General features: G+C 39.3%; 25 protein-coding genes and 1 pseudogene. 10 read left to right on the top strand and 16 right to left on the bottom strand.

What is annotated here, in order from left to right; translation table 11 throughout:
* Positions 1-66 precede the first annotated feature (66 nt).
* The 3 genes from Q0212_RS11075 to Q0212_RS11065 all read right to left on the bottom strand — a co-directional run bounded on the left by Q0212_RS11075 (position 67) and on the right by Q0212_RS11065 (position 1864).
* On the bottom strand, positions 67-684 hold the full coding sequence (locus Q0212_RS11075; protein ID WP_297925432.1) for a thiol:disulfide interchange protein DsbA/DsbL: 618 nt from the start codon (positions 682-684) through the stop codon (positions 67-69).
* Between the two features lie 134 nt (positions 685-818).
* Positions 819-1469 (bottom strand): c-type cytochrome, encoded by a 651-nt coding sequence (locus Q0212_RS11070; RefSeq protein WP_297925430.1) that lies wholly within the window; start codon positions 1467-1469, stop codon positions 819-821.
* Positions 1470-1570: 101 nt separating this feature from the next.
* Entirely contained in the window at positions 1571-1864 is a 294-nt protein-coding gene (locus tag Q0212_RS11065; protein WP_297925429.1) for a c-type cytochrome, read from the bottom strand.
* A gap of 297 nt (positions 1865-2161) precedes the next feature.
* Between Q0212_RS11065 and yihA the strand changes: the two are divergent.
* Positions 2162-2743, top strand: a pseudogene (yihA, locus tag Q0212_RS11060) (ribosome biogenesis GTP-binding protein YihA/YsxC); the annotation flags it as partial.
* Positions 2744-2818: 75 nt separating this feature from the next.
* On the opposite strand, the gene Q0212_RS11055 reads toward yihA, so the two are convergent.
* Positions 2819-3595, bottom strand: a complete 777-nt coding sequence (locus Q0212_RS11055) for a DUF1376 domain-containing protein (protein ID WP_297925427.1) — start codon at positions 3593-3595, stop codon at positions 2819-2821.
* A 359-nt stretch (positions 3596-3954) separates the two neighbouring features.
* Positions 3955-5772: an acyl-CoA dehydrogenase C-terminal domain-containing protein gene (locus Q0212_RS11050; RefSeq protein ID WP_297925425.1), complete on the bottom strand. Its 1818-nt coding sequence runs from the start codon at positions 5770-5772 to the stop codon at positions 3955-3957.
* Positions 5773-6043: 271 nt separating this feature from the next.
* Here Q0212_RS11050 and Q0212_RS11045 point away from each other — a divergent pair, with 271 nt between their 5' ends.
* From Q0212_RS11045 to Q0212_RS11015, 7 genes are all read left to right on the top strand, one after another.
* The gene (locus Q0212_RS11045) at positions 6044-6697 is read left to right on the top strand and encodes a methyltransferase (protein WP_297925423.1); all 654 of its coding nucleotides are present in this window, start codon (positions 6044-6046) and stop codon (positions 6695-6697) included.
* A 30-nt stretch (positions 6698-6727) separates the two neighbouring features.
* Positions 6728-7870 carry an acyl-CoA dehydrogenase family protein gene (locus Q0212_RS11040; RefSeq protein WP_297925420.1) on the top strand — a complete coding sequence of 381 codons (1143 nt, stop codon included), beginning with the start codon at positions 6728-6730 and terminating at the stop codon, positions 7868-7870.
* A 305-nt stretch (positions 7871-8175) separates the two neighbouring features.
* Positions 8176-8907, top strand: coding sequence for an START domain-containing protein (locus Q0212_RS11035; protein WP_297925419.1), 732 nt, complete (start codon positions 8176-8178; stop codon positions 8905-8907).
* Positions 8908-9007: 100 nt separating this feature from the next.
* Positions 9008-9697: a hypothetical protein gene (locus Q0212_RS11030; protein WP_297925417.1), complete on the top strand. Its 690-nt coding sequence runs from the start codon at positions 9008-9010 to the stop codon at positions 9695-9697.
* A gap of 106 nt (positions 9698-9803) precedes the next feature.
* The gene (locus tag Q0212_RS11025) at positions 9804-10526 is read left to right on the top strand and encodes a hypothetical protein (RefSeq protein ID WP_297925416.1); all 723 of its coding nucleotides are present in this window, start codon (positions 9804-9806) and stop codon (positions 10524-10526) included.
* 11 nt (positions 10527-10537) lie between these two features.
* A complete protein-coding gene (locus Q0212_RS11020) occupies positions 10538-10879 on the top strand; it encodes a hypothetical protein (RefSeq protein WP_297925414.1) in 342 nt (113 codons plus the stop codon).
* A 167-nt stretch (positions 10880-11046) separates the two neighbouring features.
* The gene (locus Q0212_RS11015; RefSeq protein WP_297925412.1) at positions 11047-11271 is read left to right on the top strand and encodes a hypothetical protein; all 225 of its coding nucleotides are present in this window, start codon (positions 11047-11049) and stop codon (positions 11269-11271) included.
* Positions 11272-12249: 978 nt separating this feature from the next.
* Here the strand turns inward: Q0212_RS11015 and Q0212_RS11010 are convergent.
* The 6 genes from Q0212_RS11010 to Q0212_RS10985 all read right to left on the bottom strand — a co-directional run bounded on the left by Q0212_RS11010 (position 12250) and on the right by Q0212_RS10985 (position 17494).
* A complete protein-coding gene (locus Q0212_RS11010) occupies positions 12250-12999 on the bottom strand; it encodes a hypothetical protein (RefSeq protein ID WP_297925410.1) in 750 nt (249 codons plus the stop codon).
* A 445-nt stretch (positions 13000-13444) separates the two neighbouring features.
* Positions 13445-15196 carry a DUF927 domain-containing protein gene (locus Q0212_RS11005; RefSeq protein ID WP_297925408.1) on the bottom strand — a complete coding sequence of 584 codons (1752 nt, stop codon included), beginning with the start codon at positions 15194-15196 and terminating at the stop codon, positions 13445-13447.
* Positions 15193-16200 carry a toprim domain-containing protein gene (locus tag Q0212_RS11000; protein ID WP_297925407.1) on the bottom strand — a complete coding sequence of 336 codons (1008 nt, stop codon included), beginning with the start codon at positions 16198-16200 and terminating at the stop codon, positions 15193-15195. The genes Q0212_RS11005 and Q0212_RS11000 overlap by 4 nt, the downstream gene beginning before the upstream one ends.
* The gene (locus Q0212_RS10995) at positions 16190-16432 is read right to left on the bottom strand and encodes a hypothetical protein (RefSeq protein WP_297925405.1); all 243 of its coding nucleotides are present in this window, start codon (positions 16430-16432) and stop codon (positions 16190-16192) included. The genes Q0212_RS11000 and Q0212_RS10995 overlap by 11 nt, the downstream gene beginning before the upstream one ends.
* Positions 16425-16871, bottom strand: coding sequence for a hypothetical protein (locus tag Q0212_RS10990; protein WP_297925404.1), 447 nt, complete (start codon positions 16869-16871; stop codon positions 16425-16427). The genes Q0212_RS10995 and Q0212_RS10990 overlap by 8 nt, the downstream gene beginning before the upstream one ends.
* A complete protein-coding gene (locus Q0212_RS10985; RefSeq protein WP_297925402.1) occupies positions 16868-17494 on the bottom strand; it encodes a hypothetical protein in 627 nt (208 codons plus the stop codon). Before Q0212_RS10985 ends, Q0212_RS10990 begins: the two co-directional genes overlap by 4 nt.
* Here Q0212_RS10985 and Q0212_RS10980 point away from each other — a divergent pair.
* Together Q0212_RS10980 and Q0212_RS10975 are read left to right on the top strand one after the other, a co-directional pair.
* Complete coding sequence (locus Q0212_RS10980) at positions 17477-17710, top strand: DUF4160 domain-containing protein (RefSeq protein WP_297925400.1); 234 nt, start codon at positions 17477-17479, stop codon at positions 17708-17710. The genes Q0212_RS10985 and Q0212_RS10980 overlap by 18 nt on opposite strands.
* A 3-nt stretch (positions 17711-17713) precedes the next feature.
* Positions 17714-18154 (top strand): DUF2442 domain-containing protein, encoded by a 441-nt coding sequence (locus Q0212_RS10975; protein WP_297925398.1) that lies wholly within the window; start codon positions 17714-17716, stop codon positions 18152-18154.
* A 118-nt stretch (positions 18155-18272) separates the two neighbouring features.
* Here Q0212_RS10975 and Q0212_RS10970 read toward each other — a convergent pair whose 3' ends face one another.
* The 5 genes from Q0212_RS10970 to Q0212_RS10950 form a co-directional block, all read right to left on the bottom strand.
* Entirely contained in the window at positions 18273-18638 is a 366-nt protein-coding gene (locus Q0212_RS10970) for a hypothetical protein (RefSeq protein ID WP_297925396.1), read from the bottom strand.
* A gap of 93 nt (positions 18639-18731) precedes the next feature.
* On the bottom strand, positions 18732-18998 hold the full coding sequence (locus Q0212_RS10965; protein ID WP_297925394.1) for a hypothetical protein: 267 nt from the start codon (positions 18996-18998) through the stop codon (positions 18732-18734).
* A 27-nt stretch (positions 18999-19025) separates the two neighbouring features.
* Positions 19026-19277, bottom strand: coding sequence for an AlpA family transcriptional regulator (locus tag Q0212_RS10960; protein WP_297925392.1), 252 nt, complete (start codon positions 19275-19277; stop codon positions 19026-19028).
* Positions 19278-19981: 704 nt separating this feature from the next.
* Complete coding sequence (locus Q0212_RS10955; RefSeq protein WP_297925391.1) at positions 19982-20173, bottom strand: hypothetical protein; 192 nt, start codon at positions 20171-20173, stop codon at positions 19982-19984.
* Between the two features lie 150 nt (positions 20174-20323).
* A partial coding sequence (locus Q0212_RS10950; RefSeq protein ID WP_297925389.1) for a KilA-N domain-containing protein occupies positions 20324-21116 on the bottom strand: 793 nt, incomplete at its 5' end.

The following is a 21116-nucleotide window of genomic DNA, read 5'->3' as shown; positions in this document are numbered from 1 at the left end:
TGAGTCAATTTTTATCAGCAACGCGGCTCACACGCAAAACGTCAACAGACCCTAATTTACCAAGCATTATTTTTTAATAGCCGTACGCTCTTTGGCAATCAAAAAATCTGTCACTTGCAGCACTTTGGCTGTTTCACCAGAAATTAAATACTTACCATTAACAACAACCGCAGGTACGCCTTCAATTTGATATTTTTGTGCTAAGGCTTTACCTTGTGACACCTTGCCATTGACAGCAAATGAGTTGTATAAACCTTTAAACTTAGCAGGATCAACGCCATAATTTTTATAAAAAGCGGTTAAACTTGCCTCATCAAAAATACGGGCTTGACGCTCATGAATGGTATTAAATAAGGGTACATGTGTCTTTTCGACTAAACCCATCATTTCAACAGCATAATAACCACGGGCATTACCTTCCCATACAGGATTTAAGGCTGCTGGAGTACGAACAAATACAACATCTGCAGGTTTAGTTTTTAGCCATGCTTCAATGTGTGGGTCTAAACGAAAACAATGCGGACAACCATACCAAAAGAACTCACGTACTTCGATTTGTTTGCCTGCTGGATTTAGGGTTGGATTAGCTAGAATTTTATAATCTTTACCTTCGACAAAATTAGTTGCAAAACTAACAACGGGCATTAGTGCCAACATCGCAATGGCTGTTAAAGTTTTTAACATGATGTCCTCAAAATTTATTATTTAACTCTACTAGCATAAAACAAAATTTTGTTATGACTAGCAGTGAAACTGTGTATTTTTGTTGAATTAAAAAAATGCCCCGCATTTGCGAGGCACTTTTTACTATGTATAGATTAGTGCAAACCAGAAATATAGTTTGCTAATGCATCAATTTCTTTATCAGACAGCTTAGCTGCAACCATTTGCATAATGCCTTGCTCACCAGCTTTAGCTGCATCATTAACACGTTTTTGATCAGTGTTATCGTCACGACCTGCTGCACGGAAAGCTATTAATTGTGCTTTGACATAATCAGCATGTTGACCACCTAATTTGGGGAAGGCTGCTAAAGCATTACCTTTACCTGCTGGACCATGACAACCCGCACAAGGAGCAAGACCTGTTGCAGGATTACCACCACGGTACAAACGCTCACCTTTAGCCACTAAGGCTGGGTCGGCTAAATTAACACCCGATTTTTGCTGAGAAAAATAAGCTGCTAAATCGGCCATTTGCTGGTCAGTTTTGTCAGCGGCCATTGGCATCATTAAGGCATTGTTACGACGACCTGCTTTAAAATCTTGTAATTGCTTATAGATGTATTTAGCATTTTGACCTGCTAATTTGGGAAATGTAGGCGCAGCACTATTACCATCAGCACCATGACAAGCTGCACATTGAGCAGCCAAGGCTTGGCCTGCAGTTGCATCACCTTTGGGCATACTACCTGCAAAAGCACTACCAACAGACAAAAGAGCAACTAAAGCAACAAAAGACTTCTTCATAATAGCTTCCAATAGCTTATTGAGGACTGACGTGGTTATCGCTTATTTGTAAATGAAAAATTTACAAAACGCGCTAATTGCAGTGCAATACGTCAGCCCTGTTATTGAGACATGAATTTAATCAGGGCGATGTAGTCATCATCACTACAATCGTTACACAAACCTTTGGCTGGCATATTTTTGTAGCCATTTCGAACGCGGGATAACAGTATCTCTGTGTTTTGCTTTAAACGTGGCTCCCAAGCCGCCTTATCACCTTTTTTAGGCGCGCCTAAAACTCCTGCTCCATGACAGGTTGCACACGACTGAGCATACTTAGTCTCTATGTCGCCCGCATATGTTGGCATCACTATCAAAACACTAAAGAAGGCCACAATTTGGGCAAGCTTCTTCATGACGTTCTCCCACGGTTCTAACCGTTGCGCGATTATATCGTTATCTGTAACAAACTGTAATACCCTTAGACAATATGAGCCTTATAGTTGGCATTAAAAATTGTACAAAAATACACCAAAAAGACGATTTTTTACAAAATTTGGCTTAGATGCCATTTATGATTAATTATTGTTCATTTTGTAGATAAAAGCAAAAAACCCTCATTTGACTTTTTTAGGACTTGATTGGACGTTGTATAATAGCTGACTTTTTACTTGTGATAGACCTTTGTTATGACTCATCCAATGCTGACTTTATTGCGCCAAGCCAAATTTATGACCAGTGCGCCTCGTTTATCGGCTTGTCCTCCCAATATTGGCTATGAAGTCGCTTTTGCGGGTCGATCTAATGCAGGTAAATCCAGTGCAATTAATGCCCTCACCAATCAACGACAATTAGCTCGTGCCTCAAAAACACCGGGGCGAACACAATTACTCAATTATTTTAGTTTGGATGAAGAACGCCGTTTAGTTGACTTACCTGGTTATGGTTATGCGGCTGTGCCTTTGGCGATGAAAGAAGCATGGCAAAAAGAACTAGAAAACTATTTGATTAAGCGTGAAAGTTTACAAGGCTTAATTGTGTTAATGGATGTACGCCACCCACTGCAAAAATACGATGAAATGTTATTAAACTGGGCGCAACGTCGCCAACTGAATGTGCATATTTTATTAACTAAATCAGATAAATTAAACCGTAGCCCTGCCCTTGCTGCACTACAAGCCATGAAAAAACAATTAAAAGACAAGAATATTGTGGCGACTGTACAATTATTTTCAGCCTTACAAAAAACAGGTTTAGAAGATGCGGCTGATGTGTTGGCTCAATGGTTACATTATCCACCACAAGTTGAAAATGAAGCAGCTATCACAACCGACAGTCAACCATGATTAACAAAACAGGGATGTTGTTAATTAAATCGCCATCACCATTGTTTGTGGTTGCCTGATGCCCAAGGTTTTTTTGATTTGTGCCAATGCTTGTTCGCCAATGGTTCGCTCTGTTAGCAATTGAGCGGCTTGGTCATGCTGTTGTTTTTTAAAGGCCAATACATCCCATAACGGTGTTGCTAAGGGCGTATGTTTAGCCGTGTTGCTTTGTAACGAAGTCACGTTTTTAACCGTTACTTTAGGCGTTACTATTTTTATATCTTCTTGTTTATTCTCTAAATTTTCTTTTTTATCTATTATTACTACGTTACAACTCGTTACAGACTGGCTATTTTCGTTACTGGTTTCGTTACTGGTTTCGTTACTGGTTTCGTTACTGGTTTCGTTACTAGCCGTTACCGCTTGTTGGGCAAGTAACTTTTGTTTTGCCCGATATTTGGCCACACGTTCGGCATTAGTCATCGCCTGTTTTTTGGTATTTGTTGGTTGAATAGGACTGTCGTTATTGCTTGGTTGATAAAGCTCTACCAACATATTGCTGTAATAACGATTATCTTGCCGATTAAAACTAAATTGCGATAACACGAGGTCTTTGATTTGCTGCCATAGTTCAATGCTGACACTTGCCCACGTTGCCAAAATATTGTCGTCATTAGGCAATGACAAGGCAGGTTGTTGTTTCATGGCAAAACATAATAAATCAAGATAAGCGGCTTTAACTTGTGCGCTTGCTTTGGCTTTAAATTCACTGCACAAATAGCTGTCATGGCTAAATTTTAGCCACGGTAAATTTTGGAACATGATGATACACCTTGAAATAAAATTGTTTATTTCTATCACCACCAAACGCCAATTTGAGGGCGACAGATTAGGTAAAGTTGGCGTACCAGTCTCAAGGTAAACTGGTGAGCTTTGCAGCTCCTCTACCTAATCCGTCATAACGGACAAGCAAAAAAACCGCATTAATGCGGTGAGTTTTCTCTTGATAAGCAACAGTACGCCAATACCGACTACCAATGTGGGTAGTGTTAATAGAATGATAGAGTGAGGGAAAGATGTCAAGAGGAAGAAGATTTTTGTGAACAAATGAATGGCTACAAATGGATTTAATGCCATAAAAAAGGGGAGTATTACACTCCCCCTTTTTCTTCGCTTAAAGATTAGTTAAACATAAAAGCGTCTTTATCTAATTGCATTAAGGACTTAGACGGTGACAACATGCTACCTGCATAAGCTGCAGCACGTGGCAATAAACGCTCAAAATAAAATTCAGCCGTTTGAATTTTAGCTTGATAAAACTCAGGTTGTTCTGCGCCACCTGTTTCTAATTTTTCATAAGATACAGCAGCTTGTAACGCCCAAAAATAGGCCATTGTTACATAACCAGAATACATCAAGAAATCGTTACAAGCAGCACTAACGATGTCACGATCTTTGCGAGCCATTAACATGATGCGTGTGGTTAAGTAGTTCCACTGAGCGCATAACTTGGTTAAGTCCCAAACGTAACGACGTAAGTTTTTGTCGCGTGCATGACGACCACAGAACTTAAGAACATCGGCAGTAAAGTCACGTACTGCTTTACCACGGCTTTGCAACAACACTTTACGACCTAATAAGTCTAATGCTTGAATACCTGTTGTACCTTCGTACAATGTCGCAATACGCGCATCACGTGCAATTTGTTCCATGCCATGTTCTTTAATATAACCATGACCACCAAACACTTGCATACCAATGTTGGCGCTTTCTAAACCTAATTCCGTTAAGAAACCTTTGAGAATTGGGGTGAAGAAACCTAATTTGTCATCCCAATGTTCATATTTTGCTTTATCGTTTTCGATAATGCCGTTAGTCATGTGGTCGGCATATTGGCTAGCAAAATAAATCATCGCACGGCCACCCTCAGCAATCGCTTTTTGGGTTAACAACATACGGCGTACATCAGCATGATAAATTAAGGCATCAGCAATTTGATCTGGTTCTTTTTTACCAGACAAAGCACGCATTGAACGACGCTCTTTAGAGTAAGCTAATGCGCCTTGGTAAGATAATTCTGCATGGGCAACACCTTGAACCGCTGTACCAATACGTGCAGTGTTCATGAAGGTAAACATCGCTTCCAAACCTTTGTTTGGTAAACCGATTAAATAACCTGTTGCATTATCAAAGTTCATCACACAGGTTGCAGAAGCACGAATCCCCATTTTGTGTTCAATAGAACCGCAACTAACGGCATTACGTTCACCAACATTGCCTTGAGCATCTGGAATAAACTTTGGCACGATAAACAAAGAAATACCTTTAGTACCTTTTGGTGCATTGGGTAAACGTGCTAAAACGATATGAACGATATTTTCAGTTAAATCATGTTCACCCGCAGAAATAAAGATTTTAGTACCTGTTAATTTATAAGTACCGTCGGCTTGTGGTTCTGCTTTAGTTTTGACTTGGCCTAAGTCTGTACCACATTGTGGCTCGGTTAAACACATAGTGCCAGACCAACGACCTTCAACCAATGGTGGCATATACAAGTTCTTTTGCGCTTCATCCCCATATTGCATAATGGTATTCATACAGCCCAAGCTCAAACCAGGATACATAGTGAATGACCAGTTTGCTGTCCCCATCATCTCTGATTTAATCAAACCCAAAGACATTGGCAAACCTTGACCACCGTATTCAGCAGGATGCGATAAACCTTGCCAACCACCCGCAACATATTGATCGTAGGCTTCTTTAAAGCCTTTTGGTGTGGTTACTTCGGAATTGTCAAAATGACAGCCTTCTAAATCACCTGATAAATTGATTGGTGCTAAAACTTCTTCACACAAACGTGCGCACTCACCAACAATCGCATCAACCATATCGGGAGTTGCATCTGCACCATTACTTAACGTTGTATAATGTGCAGGAAAATCAAACACTTCATTCATCAAAAAGCGCATATCGCGCAAAGGAGCTTTATAAGCTGGCATAAATTATGACCTCAAACGGTGGTTATGGAGAGTGCATAGCACATCATCATATTTAGTGTTTTTATTCTAATCATTTTTAACCACAAACCATTGACAGGTCTGGCCATTTTTTTGGGCATTTCGGTAAATTTTTGGCAGCTTTTGTCCTATCTTTGTCTTTGTAACAAAAGGCTCAGCCCCTAAATACTTTTGTCAAAAAAGCAAATATACTAATTAAATTATTTACAATACAATTGTACAGAAAATATTTTTAAGATAATTGAGCAACTTTGTGAAAACAAGCAACGATACGCAAACAGGCGCGGCAATTTACACTAAGACCATACTCAAAGTTTATGATTTCTGGGTGCATGGTTTTTCTAATCATTATTTGTGGCGTTGTCCAACCACACATTTAGTTGCGTTATATCAACGTTATACCAGCAACAATCATTTAGAAGTGGGTGTAGGTACAGGCTTCTTTTTGCAACGTGTACAATTTACACAATTGAAACCACGTCTTGTGCTCATGGATTTAAATCCGAATACGCTAGAAATTGTCTCGAAAAAACTGCAACGCTTTCAACCTGCAGGTGTGATTAACGATATTTTAGCGGGTCAACAACCCAACTTACCGTTATTTGACTCCATTGCATTTAATTATGTTTGGCACTGTTTGCCTGCCGAAGCCGATAAAGAGCAAGCCTTTGTTAATTTGGCCAAATTTCTACAGCCAAATGGTGTGTTGTTTGGTTCTACCCTATTGGCCAAAGACATACAACAAAATTTACCCGCAAAAGCCTTAATGAAGCTTTATCAACATAAAGGTATTTTTGGCAATCAATATGATGATCTCACACGGCTAGAAACGGCCTTACAACAAAATTTTTCACGTTATCAAATTCAACAAATTGGTAGTGCAGCATTATTTGTTGCATGGAAATAACTTTTACTCCCAACCTCAGAGGCTAACCCCATGACTGAACTTAATACTGAACTTGAACAATTCCGTGACATGGTCAAACGTTTCTTAGACAAAGAAATTAAACCTAATTATGAACAATGGGAAAAAGACGGCATTATTCCACGTGACGTGTGGTTCAACATGGGAGCTAATGGCTTGTTATGTGTTGACCAACCCGAAGAATACGGTGGTGTTGGTGTCTCTTATTTATATTCTATGGTGGTTTTAGAAGAAGCCTCTCGTGCAAACTTTGCCTCTTTAGCCACTGGTTTATCCGTTCACTCCGACATTGCTGCACCATATGTGCAACATATTGGCAATGAAGCACAACGCCAACAATGGTTACCCAAAATGATCAGTGGTGAAGTGATTGGTGCGATTGGCATGACCGAACCAGGTGCAGGTTCTGACTTACAAGCAATTCGTACCACGGCTATTCGCAATGGCGATCATTATGTATTAAACGGTTCTAAAACCTTTATTACCAATGGCCAACATGCCGACTTAGTCATTTTAGCGGCTAAAACTGACCCTAATGGTGGTGCAAAAGGCGTTAGCTTATTTTTAGTGGATATGAATTTGGCAGGTTGTGCGCGTGGTCGTAACCTAGAAAAAATGGGCTTACACTCTCAAGATACGTCTGAGTTATTTTTTGATAATGTCAAATTACCCTTAGACAGCTTATTGGGTGAAGAAGGTAAAGGTTTTGCCTATTTAATGAACGAGTTGCCACGCGAGCGTTTAAATTTAGCGGTGTGTGCGGTTGCTGCTTCTGAAGGTTTATTAGAAGCAACCATTACTTATACTCAAGAGCGTAAAGCCTTTGGTAATCCAATCAGTAAGCTTCAAAACACTCGTTTTACCTTAGCGACTTGCCATACCGATATTGCCGTTAATCGTGCTTTTATTAATCAATGTATTGATCAATATATGGTTGGAAAACTTGATGCTTCCACGGCTGCTGTCGCAAAATTATCCACCACCGATATGCAATGTCGTGTTGCCGATGCTTGTTTACAATTATTTGGTGGTTATGGCTATATGATGGAATATCCTGCTGCACGAGCCTACGTTGATGCGCGTATTCAACGGATTTATGGCGGTACAAACGAAATTATGAAAGAGGTAATTGCACGCTCTTTAGTTGGTCGCTAACACATAAAAACAATTCATCTTCTATCTATCAATTAAGGGCGAAAATTTTCGCCCTTTTTCCTTCTATCTGCCTAGATTATCCAATTATCCTCTACTGATTGACAAAAATATAAAACAGGTGTACTGGATAAAATATAATCGATAACTAAGATTTATATAACATGTGATGTTATTAGGGTCTGTCCCAAAAGTGATTCATTAATTATCAAGAATCAATCCTGATCAGCATCTAAAATGACAATAATATATTAGTGTAAAGCCTACGCTAAAGCTTATAAGTCAGACAATAACAAGAGGAATTTATTATGCGTCACACCACTAAAACGCTGATCCTGTCCCTTATCTGCGCTTTAAGCAGCCCTATTGCCTTGGCTGCTAACGAAGATTTAGACGAATTGCAAACTAAAATTGGTAAAGACTGGGTATTTGTCAAAAACGATCAACGTCATGGTTTTAAAACTTATGCCAAACAAGAAGACGGCAAACGTTTTCGCTCCTTTAAAGCTGAAGCTGTTTTTGATGCCAGCATGGAATCATTTGTTAGAATGATGACAGACTTTGACAATTTGAAAAAATGGACATGGCACGCTATTGACTCCAAATTACTCAAAAAAGTTTCTCCAACAGAATATTACTTTTATGTCACTCATGACTCACCTTATGGCGTACCTGATCGTGATGTTGCCTTACACATGTTAATTGAACCACAATCCAAAGGACGAAGCTCATTAACCATGACCATTCGTGCTGTACCAGACTATATTCCAGAACGCCCACCGTTTGTACGCATGTTAGCCGAAGAAATGAACGTTAAAATTACACCATTAGCCGATGGTAAAATTTATGTTATTAGTGAAGGTTATGTTGATCCAGGTGGAAATATGGCCTCATGGGCAATTAACTTTGTACAGCGTAGTGGGCCTTATGCAACTCTCTTAGGTATGCGTCGTATGTTGCAACAGCCTGAAGTAATCAACTCTAAAACTCCCTTGCCATTTCCCGTCTATAATTACTATAATTACGACAATCTCCCTTAATAGTCCTACAGCCCAACTATACTCAGTTGGGCTGCCTCCAATTTGAGAGTCTACTATGCTAAAAAAGTCTACTATGCTAAAAAGAAGTCTCTTTGTAGTAATGTTAATATCATGTATTGCAGGTAATTATAGTTATGCCGAAGATGATGACCTTGAACATTTACAAGTCAAATTGACGAATCAATGGCAACTGATTAAAAATGATAAACGGCATAATATAAAAACTTATGCAAAACAAGAAGATGGTCATCGTTTTAGATCATTTAAGGTAGAAAGTACCCTAAATAGTTCAATGAAAAACATTGTGCAACTACTTGCTGATTTTGATAATTACAAAAAATGGTATTGGGAAACCAAAGAAAGTAAACTTCTTAAGACTATCTCACCGACTGAACACTATATTTATATGGTTCATAATTCGCCCTATGGACTTCCAGATCGTGATGCGGCAATCAGAATTAAAGTCATACCACAAACACCAGAAAAAGCTCAGCTTGCATTTTTGATTGAAGCTGTTCCTGAGTACTTACCCATCAAAAAAGATTTAGTACGCATCCCAGCAGAAGATATGCTCATTACATTAAAACCTATCAGTGCTAATAACGTACAATTAATAGCTGAAGGTTATGTCGATCCAGGTGGTAATTTTCCTAATTGGGCAAATAATCTCATCCAACGAACAGCTCCCTACACTATTTTAGTAGGTTTAAAACGTATGTTGGCAAACAATCAAAATAACGCCAAAATAGATATTCCATTTCCTGTGTATGAAATAAACTATTACCAATAAATAACCTTTTTACCTACAATTCGTTAGCTTATTGCAGATACTCTTGACAGCGATTACTTCTCAAGAGTAATTTGCCACACTATGGTCAAGCCATAGGATAACAACAATGCTTAAAAAATTAACAATCTGCGCTTTTGCCAGTCTTTTACTATTACCAATTCCCCATGCTTCTGCCGAACCTAATGATTTAGACGAATTTCGCAGCAAATTAAGTAACGAATGGTTATTAGTCAAAAACGACCGTTTGCGCAAAATTAAAACCTATGCTCGTTTGGAAGATGGCAAACGCTATCGCTCCTTTAAAGTTGAAGCGACTTTAGATACCAATGTTGAATCACTAGCTCGCGTTTTGTTAGATTTTGAAAATTATACTCGTTGGTTTTGGAAAACTCGTGAATCCAAACTGATTCGTCAAAACTCTCCAACCGAATATGTTGTCTATATGGTACACGATGCCCCCTATGGCTTACCTGATCGTGATACTGTAATTAAAGGTATCATTGAACCTCAGGGCAAAAATAAACCTTATGTGACCTTACGCGTGACAGCTATTCCTGACGCCCTACCTGCCAAACCACCACTCGTGCGCATGGTCGCCGAAGAAATGACTATCAAATTTACGCCATTATCTGATAACCAAGTTGAAATGACAACAGAAGGATATTTTGATCCAGGTGGGGTAGTGCCAGCATGGGCGGCTAATTTTGTCCAACGTAATGCACCATATGCTGTGTTATTAGCATTACAACGTATGACGCAACGCGAAGAATATGCCAAAGGCAAAACACCTTTGCCATTCCCCATTTATAACGCCAATAATCTTCCTTAATGAACGCTTATTTGCATACACTTATCTCAGTAGTAACAATACGTTCAATATTAGGCGTATTGTTATTAAGCTATTTAAATTTATCCAACGCTGATGATGAAGATTTAAAATCGCTACGACCCACTTTGGGGGTGGAATGGATACAAGTTCATAACGATAAACGACACGAAATAAAAGCTTATATTAGACGTGAAGAAAACAAACCTTTTCGCTCGTTTAAAGCCGAAATTATGCTCAATGCTAATCTAACAACTTTATCAAATGTTCTTTTAGACTTTCCTAATTATCATAAATGGTACTGGAAAGCTAAAGACGTTCAATTATTAAAAAAGTTTCGCCAACACGTTATTTAATTTACCTTATTCACGATATTCCCTACGAACTTCCTGATTTAGATATTATCTTAGATGCTGTTATCGAACCTCAAACAGCTCATAAAAATTATCTTACTATTAAGGTTTCAGCGTTACCTGATTATTTACCTGAGCGCCCACCTTTACGTCGTATGAGTGCCGAGGATATGAGTATTCGCATTACACCTATTGGCAAAGATAAAACACTCATGGAAATCCAAGGCTATTTTGAGGTTAGCAACACCATATTACCTGCATGGGCAGCCAATATGATTCAGCGTTCAGCTCCTTACACCGTATGTCTACAATTAAAGCGAATGACCAATCTACCTGAATATATTCATAAAAAGTCTGATATAGGTTTTCCCATTTACGAATTTGAAACTCACTAATCAAAAAGTCTTCTTTTTTATATAAACCAACTCCGCCTCAAAATGTAATAAAAATTACACTATAATTAGTAATAAAAAATACAAAATAAGCATATTTTTATTAGAATCTCTTCTGCTTTTTTGGAAGTTATCTACTAAATTGACTTATGTTTACCTCAAAAAATATTTTTTAAAATTTAAATTACCCTCACTTTATGTTTTAATTTTTCTATTAAAATCATAAATATAACATTTTATCATCCAATAAAATTGTGCAAAAATCAAACGATTTTCGTGATTTTTAATGCAAATTTTAGCCAATAAAAAAGCCTAGCTTTAGGGTAAAACTAGGCTTTGGAGTTATATGGAGATTATTGGTCATTCGCCAAAAAGTTATGATTATTTTCCAATACAGAAACTAAAAATATCTATATAACCATTGATAATACTAGATTTACCTTAGTATAAAATTTAATTTAGGGAACACTTTAAGGAACAAATATCTATAACAAGCTATATTCAAACAACTAAGAGACTCAATTAATCAGTACCGTTACATCTAAATTGATTGTATCAATATCTTAAGCAATTAAAGTCTAACAGATTAAGCTTTGTAGGGCTTTATGATGCCATTCTAGGACTATCATTTTTTAAGCTTTTACCCGAAAAGCTTAAAAAGCTGCCTTTAGCGCAAAAACGCCTCTCTTTAGCCTGCATCAAAACGCATCATTTTGCGTCAATTTGCATCAGCTTAACCACTCCATAAAGCCCTACCCCCTCTTACAGCTATAAGGCTTAGGCTAATTGCATCACTTGCATTAAAAGCGACCTATTTAGTGGGCAGGCGTGGCGGGGTCACAACTGCTTTTTTTTATCTTTTTTCTTTTTATTAATTTTTATAAAAATTATTTTTCTTTAAAAAATTATCTTTACCAATTTTTTATTTTTTATAGTATAAAAAACCGCCATCTAAGGCGGTCTAAAAGGTCGTTACTAGGATTAACCTGCTTGTTGGCTATTAAAGCGTTCAAGATGCAACTGTGTGGCTGTTTTAGGCTTAAATTGACTGCCATTGATAGGCGATAACGGCTCTAAGATTAACTCTTGACGCACATCATCATAGCCATCACTGACAGGCAAGTCTTTAATTACCCCCTCAAACAAGCCAAGTAAAAAGCTTGCTGTTTGTTGTGTTGCGGTATTTAAGTAATCTTTTTGGCCTTGAGCCGTTGCATCTCTGCCATACATCTCAACAACCTTATTTAGATTGTGCTGCTTGATATGACTTAAGTGCCACGCTAAGGTTTTTGCTTGTGGCAAGGCTAATAACTCCGCTATGGCTGTTTGTGCTGTCATTTCGTCATACAAGCTAATTGCTAAGTTATGCGCCTTGTTATGCTCCACAAAGGCATCATAAGCGGCTTGGCCATGTTGTTTAACAATCGCCTCCGCCTCTACAGCAATCTTATCAAACTCCTCTGCTAAGGCATTACTATCCGTTTCCTTTTGACGTAAAGCATTTATTTCTTTGGTTAATGCGCCATCATTTTTACGTAATAATTCGCGCCATGATGCACCTGCTTGCTCTGCTTCACTACGCGCGGCTTGTGCTGTTTTACGGTGTTTTTCGACTTTGGCAAGCACCGCTTGATAGGCAGATTTTTTCTCAATAAAAATCTGTTTTGCTGATACGTGGCTATTGATAGCGTCCTGTATATTTTCGGGTAAATGGCTAATTGTGTCGTTCATAGTTTAATACCTATTGTTGCGTTAAAAAATTAAAACCGTCTAATTTTTAGCCTACCTACATAGGCCATTATATTTGCTTTATTGGCTTTTTTGACACCTCCACTTACTCTAAAAGCAAAAACACTAATTGACCTAAATGACAAAAATAACTCTCTAATTTTACTGTGTGTGTACCCCCCCTCTTTCTCTCTCTCTAGTTTTGGAGCTGGTACACTGGGAACATGGGAACAAATGGCTATAAGCCTTGATAATACTAGGCCGTCTGTTCCCAAAAAATTTTAAAAAGTTCCCAAAAATGTACCAGTTCCCAATAAAAAAAATGGGACAAAATCTAAAAATGCTTTTTTTGGCACAAAAATCCCCTGTAAGCATGATTATCTTTTTTGATAGTCGCCTACTAAAAAAATATATCTATTGGCTTAAATGACAAAATATAACTAGATTTTTACTCCAGTTTTTCGGGGTCAATCACGATAAAACGGTCAGCCCCACCAAAAGGAAAACGAAATCTTTTTTGTGGCCTATCGTTATCTTTCATGGCTAATGCGCCTATCACCTCTAGGGTTTGAATAATGCGTTTTAAGCTATACCCTTGTGCCGCTTCTTTGAGTGCCGCATTATTAAAAAGATAGAGTTTTTTGCCATCTTCAACACGGTAATACCCTGCTCGATTGTGAACAATGCTAGCAAATTTATCGCCAATATTAGAAAAGCGGCTATCACCATGTTTAGCAATAAAATCGGCTAAGGCTTGGGCTATTTGCTTATCTTCGCTGTTACCATGACCAACGGTTGCCAACCACTCATTAAACAATAATTGACAGGCATTTTTTGCCGTACCAACAGGCCACGATAACACGCCATAACGGATTGCTAACTCACCAGCTAACGCCATGACCGCAAAACGGTCAGCCACACGGCCTGCCTGTGGGTTTTGTGCGTCAAACCCTTTTCGCATATCGGTAAACGCATTTAGATAAAAACTATCGTCTGTTTGTTTTAACAACTGTTCGACCATTGCCGCCCCTGCATGACCATAATGTTGACGGCATGATTTTGTTAATTGACTGTGAAATTGTTGACCGTCGGCTAAACCGTGTAGATAATCAAACGCCTTATAGGTGCGAGTGCCTGCATTTATATCGACCATGCGTAGCTCTGCCCCTGCATGGGCAGGGCTGCCAGCAATAGCCGCGTGTTCGGATAACGAACGCTCACCGCTCGATAAGGCAAGCACACGCCATGTTAATTTGGCGCGGCCTTCTCGCTCACGGGTCATGGTGCTTTTGCCTATGCCATTAGCAATCGCATAGGCCATTTCTTGCACTTTGTAGGGGTCGGCACGTTTAATTTCATCTAAAATTAATACTGTGTCATTACGTGAAGCGGCCTCAATTTCGATACCGCCTTTGGTTACATCCCATGAAGCGGCAAAACTATCAGGGTGTCCCCATACCGAAGCGGCAACCTCTTGGGCTAAAGATTTACCGCTAGATGAGTCCCCGACTAGATGTACACCACCGCCCTTGATACTCACCTTAAACAACAATGTGCCTGCTAGAGCGCAACAAACTGACAAAATTAAAACAGGATTGCCCACGCACAATAAAGAAACAGACTTTTTCCAGTCCTCTAATGTGCCTTGAGTAGAAAAAATAGTAGCTGCTCTACCTGAGTCTTGATAACGAACCTTATTACCGCCTAACACTTGATTAGGTAATACAAATGCACCTGATTTGTGCCAGCCTGTTTTATAGGTTGTTTCTATAATCGTGTGCATTTGCTGCATAGCAATATAGTTAATAATGGTCTTTCTTTTAGGAAAATTAACCGTTAAGCCTTTACCCATTAATACCTTTAAAACCTCCTCACCGCTGCCTGCAATCGCCTCCATTGGCATAACCCATTCATTAAATTTACCATGATGATAAAAGCGCAATAACCGCCCTACTTTACCGTCATCGGTGCTTATGGTTTCGGCTTCAACAGATAAAGGTGTACATAACCATTCATCAAAGGGAACACCTTCACTATCTGGGTGATTATTGTGTTTAATACCGTGTAGCCATACCCCTGATTTATAAGGCTTACCACCTACAATCACCTCTTGTTGATACATGGCATAATATGGCCGCTCTTGAGGCTCTAATTGTGCTTGAGCCTTTAAGTCGGTTGTTGGTTGTGTCAATTGATTCATGCACTTGCTCCTTGTTGCATTTGCCACAAAGCAAGGTCATTAAAATCGCTTAACTCAATAGGTGCATGGCTTGGCCATTCGGGAAATATAGCTAATGCGCCTATTGCTAAGGCGGCATCATTGGCCGCTTTTCTGCCTGCGTTATTAGGATTTTTGCGGTCGTCATCGCCAGCAATAATAATTTCTAAACTATCGCCATAACGCGCTCTAAAAGCTAAGGCAACCTCTTTTAAATTGCCTGCATTTAAGGCGCAAGCAATCGCGCTAGTGGTTTGTTGATGCAAGGTTGCACCTGTTGCCCACCCCTCACAAATATAAAGCGGTTTGCGTGTATCAATACGACCTATAGGCGAATAACAGCCTTTTACCTGCCCACCTGCCAAAAAGCGTTTTTCGCCCTGTACGTTAATTTGCTGTAAATTGACTAACTCGCCCTCATAGCAAACAGGCACTAATAAAGACCCTTGTTTGTTTTGGCGTAAACCATGTGCAAAGACAAACTTTTTTACTAAATAGGGGTGTTGATGATTGGCTAACTTAGCATTGTGCCATAGCCATTTGGCTTGTTCTTTGGCGGCTTGGCGGTCGTACTCTTCCATTGCTTGAGCCTTTTGTTTACGCTCTTGAGCCGCTTGTAAATTCGCTTCTTGTTTAGCTTTATCAACCTTATAGGCTTGACCTGATTGAGCAAATAACCCTAAACCTAAACGGCTATCAATCGCTTGTGCGGCCTGTAATTGTGGGCAACCTTTTAAGTAGGCATATAAGCCAACTAAATCACCACCCTTAGCGGTATTATCGGCAAAATCATGCCATTTACCCGATATTAAAGACACGCTAAAAGAGCCTGCATGACGGTCGCCACGTACAGGGTTTTTAGCTATCCAATCGTTTTTATGACGTTTACCATCGGGCAACCATTCAGGCACTAACATAGCAGAATGGTTAAGCGCACAAGCAGCCACTTGACGAATACTATTAATTAGGGTGCTATTAGTCGTCATGGCTATGCTCCTTTTTTTGATTATGGGTATGCAGCTTGATATTGTTTAAAGCCTCTGTTAAGTCATTGCTCAAGGTACAAAGCAGAGTTGCCAATTTGTCGGCACTTAAATCTAGGGGGTAATCATTGCGTGTTATTGCACTCGATAACGCACTTAAAACGTGTAAATGGGCATCAATGATATTCAATTGACGCATTTGTTCTTCGGTACAAATAAAATCGGTCTTAGTCATGGCCTTGCTCCTTGTTGGCTAACAAAGGGGCATAGTCGGCCTCTCTGTTTTCTATCAAGTCACGGTATTTGGCGAGTAGTCTCAAACGTTGGTCGTACCGCTCGCTAGTCGGTTTAATATCCTCAAAAGTGACTTTTTTCTCATTGGTAAATAAACGCGTCACAGTATCACGCAATAAGTGGTGAGCTAATAACAACTCTTTGAGCAACAAAGGGGCATCGGCCATTAACTGTGCCGCTTGTTGTGCGTTAATGTTTGCTTGTGTGACAGTATCGTTAACTATCGCCAAGGTTTCGCCTTTGGCTGTTAATACTTGCCAATACTCGCCCTCTAAAGGTTGGGCTTGCCATGCTAAATCGGTTAATTGCACTAAGTATTGACGCATGGCAGGCGAATAATTTTTTGTGCTTTTACGCGCGGTTGGTTGACGTGGACTCATGCTTGCACCCCCATTGCTAAAATCGCTTCTACCGCGTATTTGTTGGGGTTGGTGCGTAGTTTCCAGCCTTTAGGGTGATGGTTGTCATGCTCGACTAGCGAATAGTCGGCTAAAGCCACTAAATAACGTTGAATAGAACGTAAATCACGCTTAATACCTTGTGCCTTAAAAGCCGCTAATAGCGTGCTTGTGTGGGTATAGGTATCAGGATTAAGATTTTGTAAAATACAAATAACGGCGGCCAGTGTTTGGCTAACACTAGACGGATTTTGGGCGGCGGTTGTCATGGTGGACGTTCCTTTGATGATGAATAAGCCATCACCAAAAGCGACCAAGCATCGGGTGACGGGCTGTACAGGGTTGGTCGACCAGTCAAAGGGGCTGGCAGGCGCGAACGCCTCCCCATACAGTCCATCAAAAAGATAACGCTGTATGGCACGCACAAAAAAACCGCAAAGCGCGGTTGTGCGCCTTTGACAACAGGCGACCAAGCCTGCCTGACCATGTGGGTCAGTGGCGTCATTATTGGCCGCGTCTGTGGCTGTCGTCAAGTAGGTAAATAAAATATATTGTAATAGAGAAAAATTTTCGCTAGTATTATTTGCATGACTACCGTACACCATGCCAGTAACTGGAAAATCAAAATTTACCCCGATGACCATGCGCCGCCGCATTTTCATGTACAAACGCCTGACGGTGAATCGTTGGTCACAATTGACGGTTTGCAGATATTGGGTAAAGGTGCAAATGCAAAAGCCCTTAAAGCAGCATTGGCTTGGGCAAGTCAAAACATTGACCACCTCAAGCAAGTGTGGCAACAACAAAATGAGAGAGGCTAAACGATGACTAGCAAAATGCAAATTGCGGCTGTAGAAGTCTTGGCCGCCTATCAAATTCAAATTACATGGCACAATGGCAAACAAAATACTGTTGACTTGGGCGCGTATATTCAGCGTTTTGTCGTGCTGCAACCGCTCAAAAAAAGCAGTATCTTTAAACAGGCGCAAGTAGGTGAATGGGGTTTTGATGTCACATGGGGCAATGATATTGAGATAGCCGCCAGTACCTTGTATCGCCTCGCACTGGAACAACACGGCGATATTATGCCCACCGTTGACTTTAAGAATTGGATGACGACTAACAAACTGTCTTTGACCACCGCCGCTCAAGAATTGGGCTTGTCTAGGCGTACCATTACCGCCTACAGTAGCGGTGCGGCCTTGATACCTAAGCACATTGCTTTGGCTTGTAAAGGTTGGAACAGCTTGCACCAAGCTGCCTAAAAACTGATTGACTGGCATACACATTGTGCTATGCTCCTTTTGCTACAAGACGATTAGTTTTTAATAAATAAGCCCGATAGTGTTAGCGCATTATTCGGGCTTTTTAATGCCAATATCCCTACTCGGTTAAAGGCTCGTCTTGTGGTGGCTCAAAACACATCACCCCAATACAGCCAGTGCTAGTCTCAATCACTTGAGGCGCATTTAAAATTGAATTTGAGGTGTTTGCATTAGCTAAAGCTTCTAGCAAGGCAGGCACATTTTCTGTACGAACAATCACTTTTTGATTAGCTGCCTTAATCTCTACACATTGGCCTAAACATTTAGCGGTAATCATTCCCACAACACTCGGTTGACCAACTTTGGGACGTGGCGATTCACCAACAGCCAAATTTATAGCTGTTATTAAGGCATCACGTGCGGCCACATTGATAGATAAATAATACTTGCCATAATTTTCGTTGACTTCGACTAATAAATTCATTTTGACCTCAAAGCATTTTTTAGGCGCAAAACTCCCCTATAAGCATGATTAGTGCTTTTTTTGCGCTATTTAATTGGGGGTTAAGCGTAGGGTTTAGCAGTCTGTTTGAACGACTTCACTAGCAGTAAAAAAAGGCTTTTGTTCAGGTGACAAAATAGCATCTGTAGGCTTGATAGAACGGCTAAAGTTAGCGCGTGCATCGGGCATAAACGTTACCAACATAATGCCGCTATTAGTCATTTGTTGAATGTCTTGATTAGGGGCTTTTTTGGCCTGAATTAATGCCTTTTCAAGTGCAAGAGCATCTTCACTCGATAGCGTTAAAGTTTGGTTATTGGCTTTAATAGTCACAGTACCCATGTTTATTACTCACTTTAAAAAGTTAAATTACGCTGATTTTTGATTGCGTTTAGCAACCTTATCAGCAATCCACGCGTCAATCTCACTACATAACCAAGCAACAGATTTACCCCCCAACGGTACAGGTTCAGGAAAAGTACCTTTTCGGATACCATCATAAATGGCCGAACGGCTTAAACCTGTTTTATGCTCTACTTCGACACGTCTTAATAAACGGTCGCCTAAATTTGCGCTATGTACCGCTTTAAAAATTGGTACGTTTTGCGGTTGTGCTTGCATTGTCGAACCCCTTCATTGCACACATTTACGGTTAAAGCTTGCTAGATAGAATCCGTACAGTTCCGTATAGATTCACCTAGCTTCACTCGGTAAAGCTATTGTGTATGAGGCAAAAAAAAATTCTATTCGATAAGGGTTATAAATCAGAATTACAACGGAGAATGATAAAAAATGCTTTTTTGGGGGTCATGGTTATGGATAAGCTTAACAATAGAAGTGGTGTTTAGCTTTTTAGTTAGGCTTTTAGGGTGTGATTTAGAACTTACAGGGAGGTAACTAGAGGGTAACCATGAGGTAACTCCAAAAAAGTATTTTTTATAACTTATTGTTTTTATATAGATTTTGTTTTTGTGTTGGTTACCATTGGTGACGGTAACCAAGTTACCATAAAGTTACCAAAAAGTTACCTTTTGTCAAAATCTCTGTAAGCCTTGAGGCTCTAGGCTTAGAAGCCTATTTTATTTGACTGGTTACCTTTGTTACCTCTTTCCCATGACCCCAAACTTTTAAAAAGTGTTCTTATATCATTGCCAAAAATTGTATTAAAAATCAGCAAAATGAGCTTTAAACACTAAAAATTGATGATTTTTATATCTAGTGCTATGAGGTTTTTTTATTTTTTTAGGATAGGGGGTCAAAAAAATAGGTAACAAGGTAACCGTGCTTTTTAAACAAAACTAAAAACGGATTAAACTTGATAAATTTTATAGGTGTAGGCCCTCTAAATAATCGGTAATTTGTGTATGTACTTGGCTAGCATGGTTAGGTATTTGAGTGCCTTTGCAATAGCCAAGATGCAAAATTAACGCAGACTCAGCCTCTTTTAATAAATCATTGGCTTTTGCGAGTTGTTCTTTTAGCTGTTCTATTTGAGCAAGTAGGCTAACTGTATCCACATAAATCTCTTTTAGATAGGCTTTTCTTTTGTTGACCATGAAAAATGTAGAACTCATGTTGAAAAATATTCATTTTTTCGACACGTTTTAAAAATATGTCGATTTTTTGCCATTTTTTAAACATGACATTCTAAAAATATCTAGCCGATACTATTTTTTATCATCTAGTAAGGGAGGATTTTCTAATTTCTTAACAGCAACATTACCTAGTAAAGAGCGAAGCTGACTAATCGCCAATTGATTTAATATACTTAAGCGTGTTGACGCATCATGGCCTTGTTGTATCAGCAAAGCATTTTGACTTTCAAGACTTGCCATTACCACTAATTGCTCAATAGTTGCATAATCTCTAATATTGCCATCAGTCTTATCAGAGTTTTTCTCTCTCCATTCTTTAGCAGTCATCCCAAACAAAGCCTTGTTTAATAAATCTGCTTCATTAGCATAAACAAACCCCTCTTGAGCTTTACTAATAGCTGGAGGAATAAGATTAGCTTTAATCGCATCAGTATGAATACGATAATTAGCTTTAACCAAGGTGCGGCGAATATTCCATTCTAATTGTCCACTTTGAGCTTCGGCATCTTTAAGTCGTTGAAATTCCTTGATTAAATATAGCTTAAACTCAGGACTCAACCATGAGCCAAACTCAAAAGCAATATCCTTGTGGGCAAATGTGCCACCGTAACGGCCAGCTCTAGCAACTATTCCTATAGCATTAGTTTTTTCTGCCCACTTCTTAGCAGACATCACAAATCGATTAAGCCCTATTTCACTTTTAATTTGGTGTAATTCCACCAAATTAAAATTTGGATTATTTAGACGCTCCCAAACACTCAAAAACTCAATAGTATTTTGATTTTGCAGCCAATTTTTAATAAGTTGCTCTTGCCCATCAAATCCCTGCACCATATCCGTCAAACTTATGTAGTCTTCATCATCC

The sequence above is a fragment of the uncultured Agitococcus sp. genome (genome assembly GCF_937920075.1).
In the GTDB taxonomy this organism is placed as follows: Bacteria; Pseudomonadota; Gammaproteobacteria; order Pseudomonadales; family Moraxellaceae; genus Agitococcus.
Note: the sequence above shows the minus strand (reverse complement) of the source record. Positions and strands in the feature narration are given on the sequence as shown.

Bases quoted from the DNA above. Each gene is read 5' to 3' on its own strand.
- Q0212_RS11040 (WP_297925420.1), top strand. From the start codon at position 6,728: ATGACTGAACTTAATACTGAACTTGAACAATTCCGTGACATGGTCAAA.
- Q0212_RS10985 (WP_297925402.1), bottom strand. From the start codon at position 17,494: ATGGTGTACGGTAGTCATGCAAATAATACTAGCGAAAATTTTTCTCTA.
- Q0212_RS11055 (WP_297925427.1), bottom strand. From the start codon at position 3,595: ATGTTCCAAAATTTACCGTGGCTAAAATTTAGCCATGACAGCTATTTG.
- Q0212_RS11065 (WP_297925429.1), bottom strand. From the start codon at position 1,864: ATGAAGAAGCTTGCCCAAATTGTGGCCTTCTTTAGTGTTTTGATAGTG.
- Q0212_RS10980 (WP_297925400.1), top strand. From the start codon at position 17,477: ATGACTACCGTACACCATGCCAGTAACTGGAAAATCAAAATTTACCCC.
- Q0212_RS10995 (WP_297925405.1), bottom strand. From the start codon at position 16,432: ATGACTAAGACCGATTTTATTTGTACCGAAGAACAAATGCGTCAATTG.
- Q0212_RS11030 (WP_297925417.1), top strand. From the start codon at position 9,008: ATGTTAATATCATGTATTGCAGGTAATTATAGTTATGCCGAAGATGAT.
- Q0212_RS10975 (WP_297925398.1), top strand. From the start codon at position 17,714: ATGACTAGCAAAATGCAAATTGCGGCTGTAGAAGTCTTGGCCGCCTAT.
- Q0212_RS11035 (WP_297925419.1), top strand. From the start codon at position 8,176: ATGCGTCACACCACTAAAACGCTGATCCTGTCCCTTATCTGCGCTTTA.
- Q0212_RS10970 (WP_297925396.1), bottom strand. From the start codon at position 18,638: ATGAATTTATTAGTCGAAGTCAACGAAAATTATGGCAAGTATTATTTA.
- Q0212_RS10960 (WP_297925392.1), bottom strand. From the start codon at position 19,277: ATGCAAGCACAACCGCAAAACGTACCAATTTTTAAAGCGGTACATAGC.
- Q0212_RS11015 (WP_297925412.1), top strand. From the start codon at position 11,047: ATGAGTATTCGCATTACACCTATTGGCAAAGATAAAACACTCATGGAA.
- Q0212_RS11025 (WP_297925416.1), top strand. From the start codon at position 9,804: ATGCTTAAAAAATTAACAATCTGCGCTTTTGCCAGTCTTTTACTATTA.
- Q0212_RS11050 (WP_297925425.1), bottom strand. From the start codon at position 5,772: ATGCCAGCTTATAAAGCTCCTTTGCGCGATATGCGCTTTTTGATGAAT.
- Q0212_RS11075 (WP_297925432.1), bottom strand. From the start codon at position 684: ATGTTAAAAACTTTAACAGCCATTGCGATGTTGGCACTAATGCCCGTT.
- Q0212_RS10965 (WP_297925394.1), bottom strand. From the start codon at position 18,998: ATGGGTACTGTGACTATTAAAGCCAATAACCAAACTTTAACGCTATCG.
- Q0212_RS11000 (WP_297925407.1), bottom strand. From the start codon at position 16,200: ATGACGACTAATAGCACCCTAATTAATAGTATTCGTCAAGTGGCTGCT.
- Q0212_RS11005 (WP_297925408.1), bottom strand. From the start codon at position 15,196: ATGAATCAATTGACACAACCAACAACCGACTTAAAGGCTCAAGCACAA.
- Q0212_RS11070 (WP_297925430.1), bottom strand. From the start codon at position 1,469: ATGAAGAAGTCTTTTGTTGCTTTAGTTGCTCTTTTGTCTGTTGGTAGT.
- Q0212_RS10990 (WP_297925404.1), bottom strand. From the start codon at position 16,871: ATGAGTCCACGTCAACCAACCGCGCGTAAAAGCACAAAAAATTATTCG.
- Q0212_RS11010 (WP_297925410.1), bottom strand. From the start codon at position 12,999: ATGAACGACACAATTAGCCATTTACCCGAAAATATACAGGACGCTATC.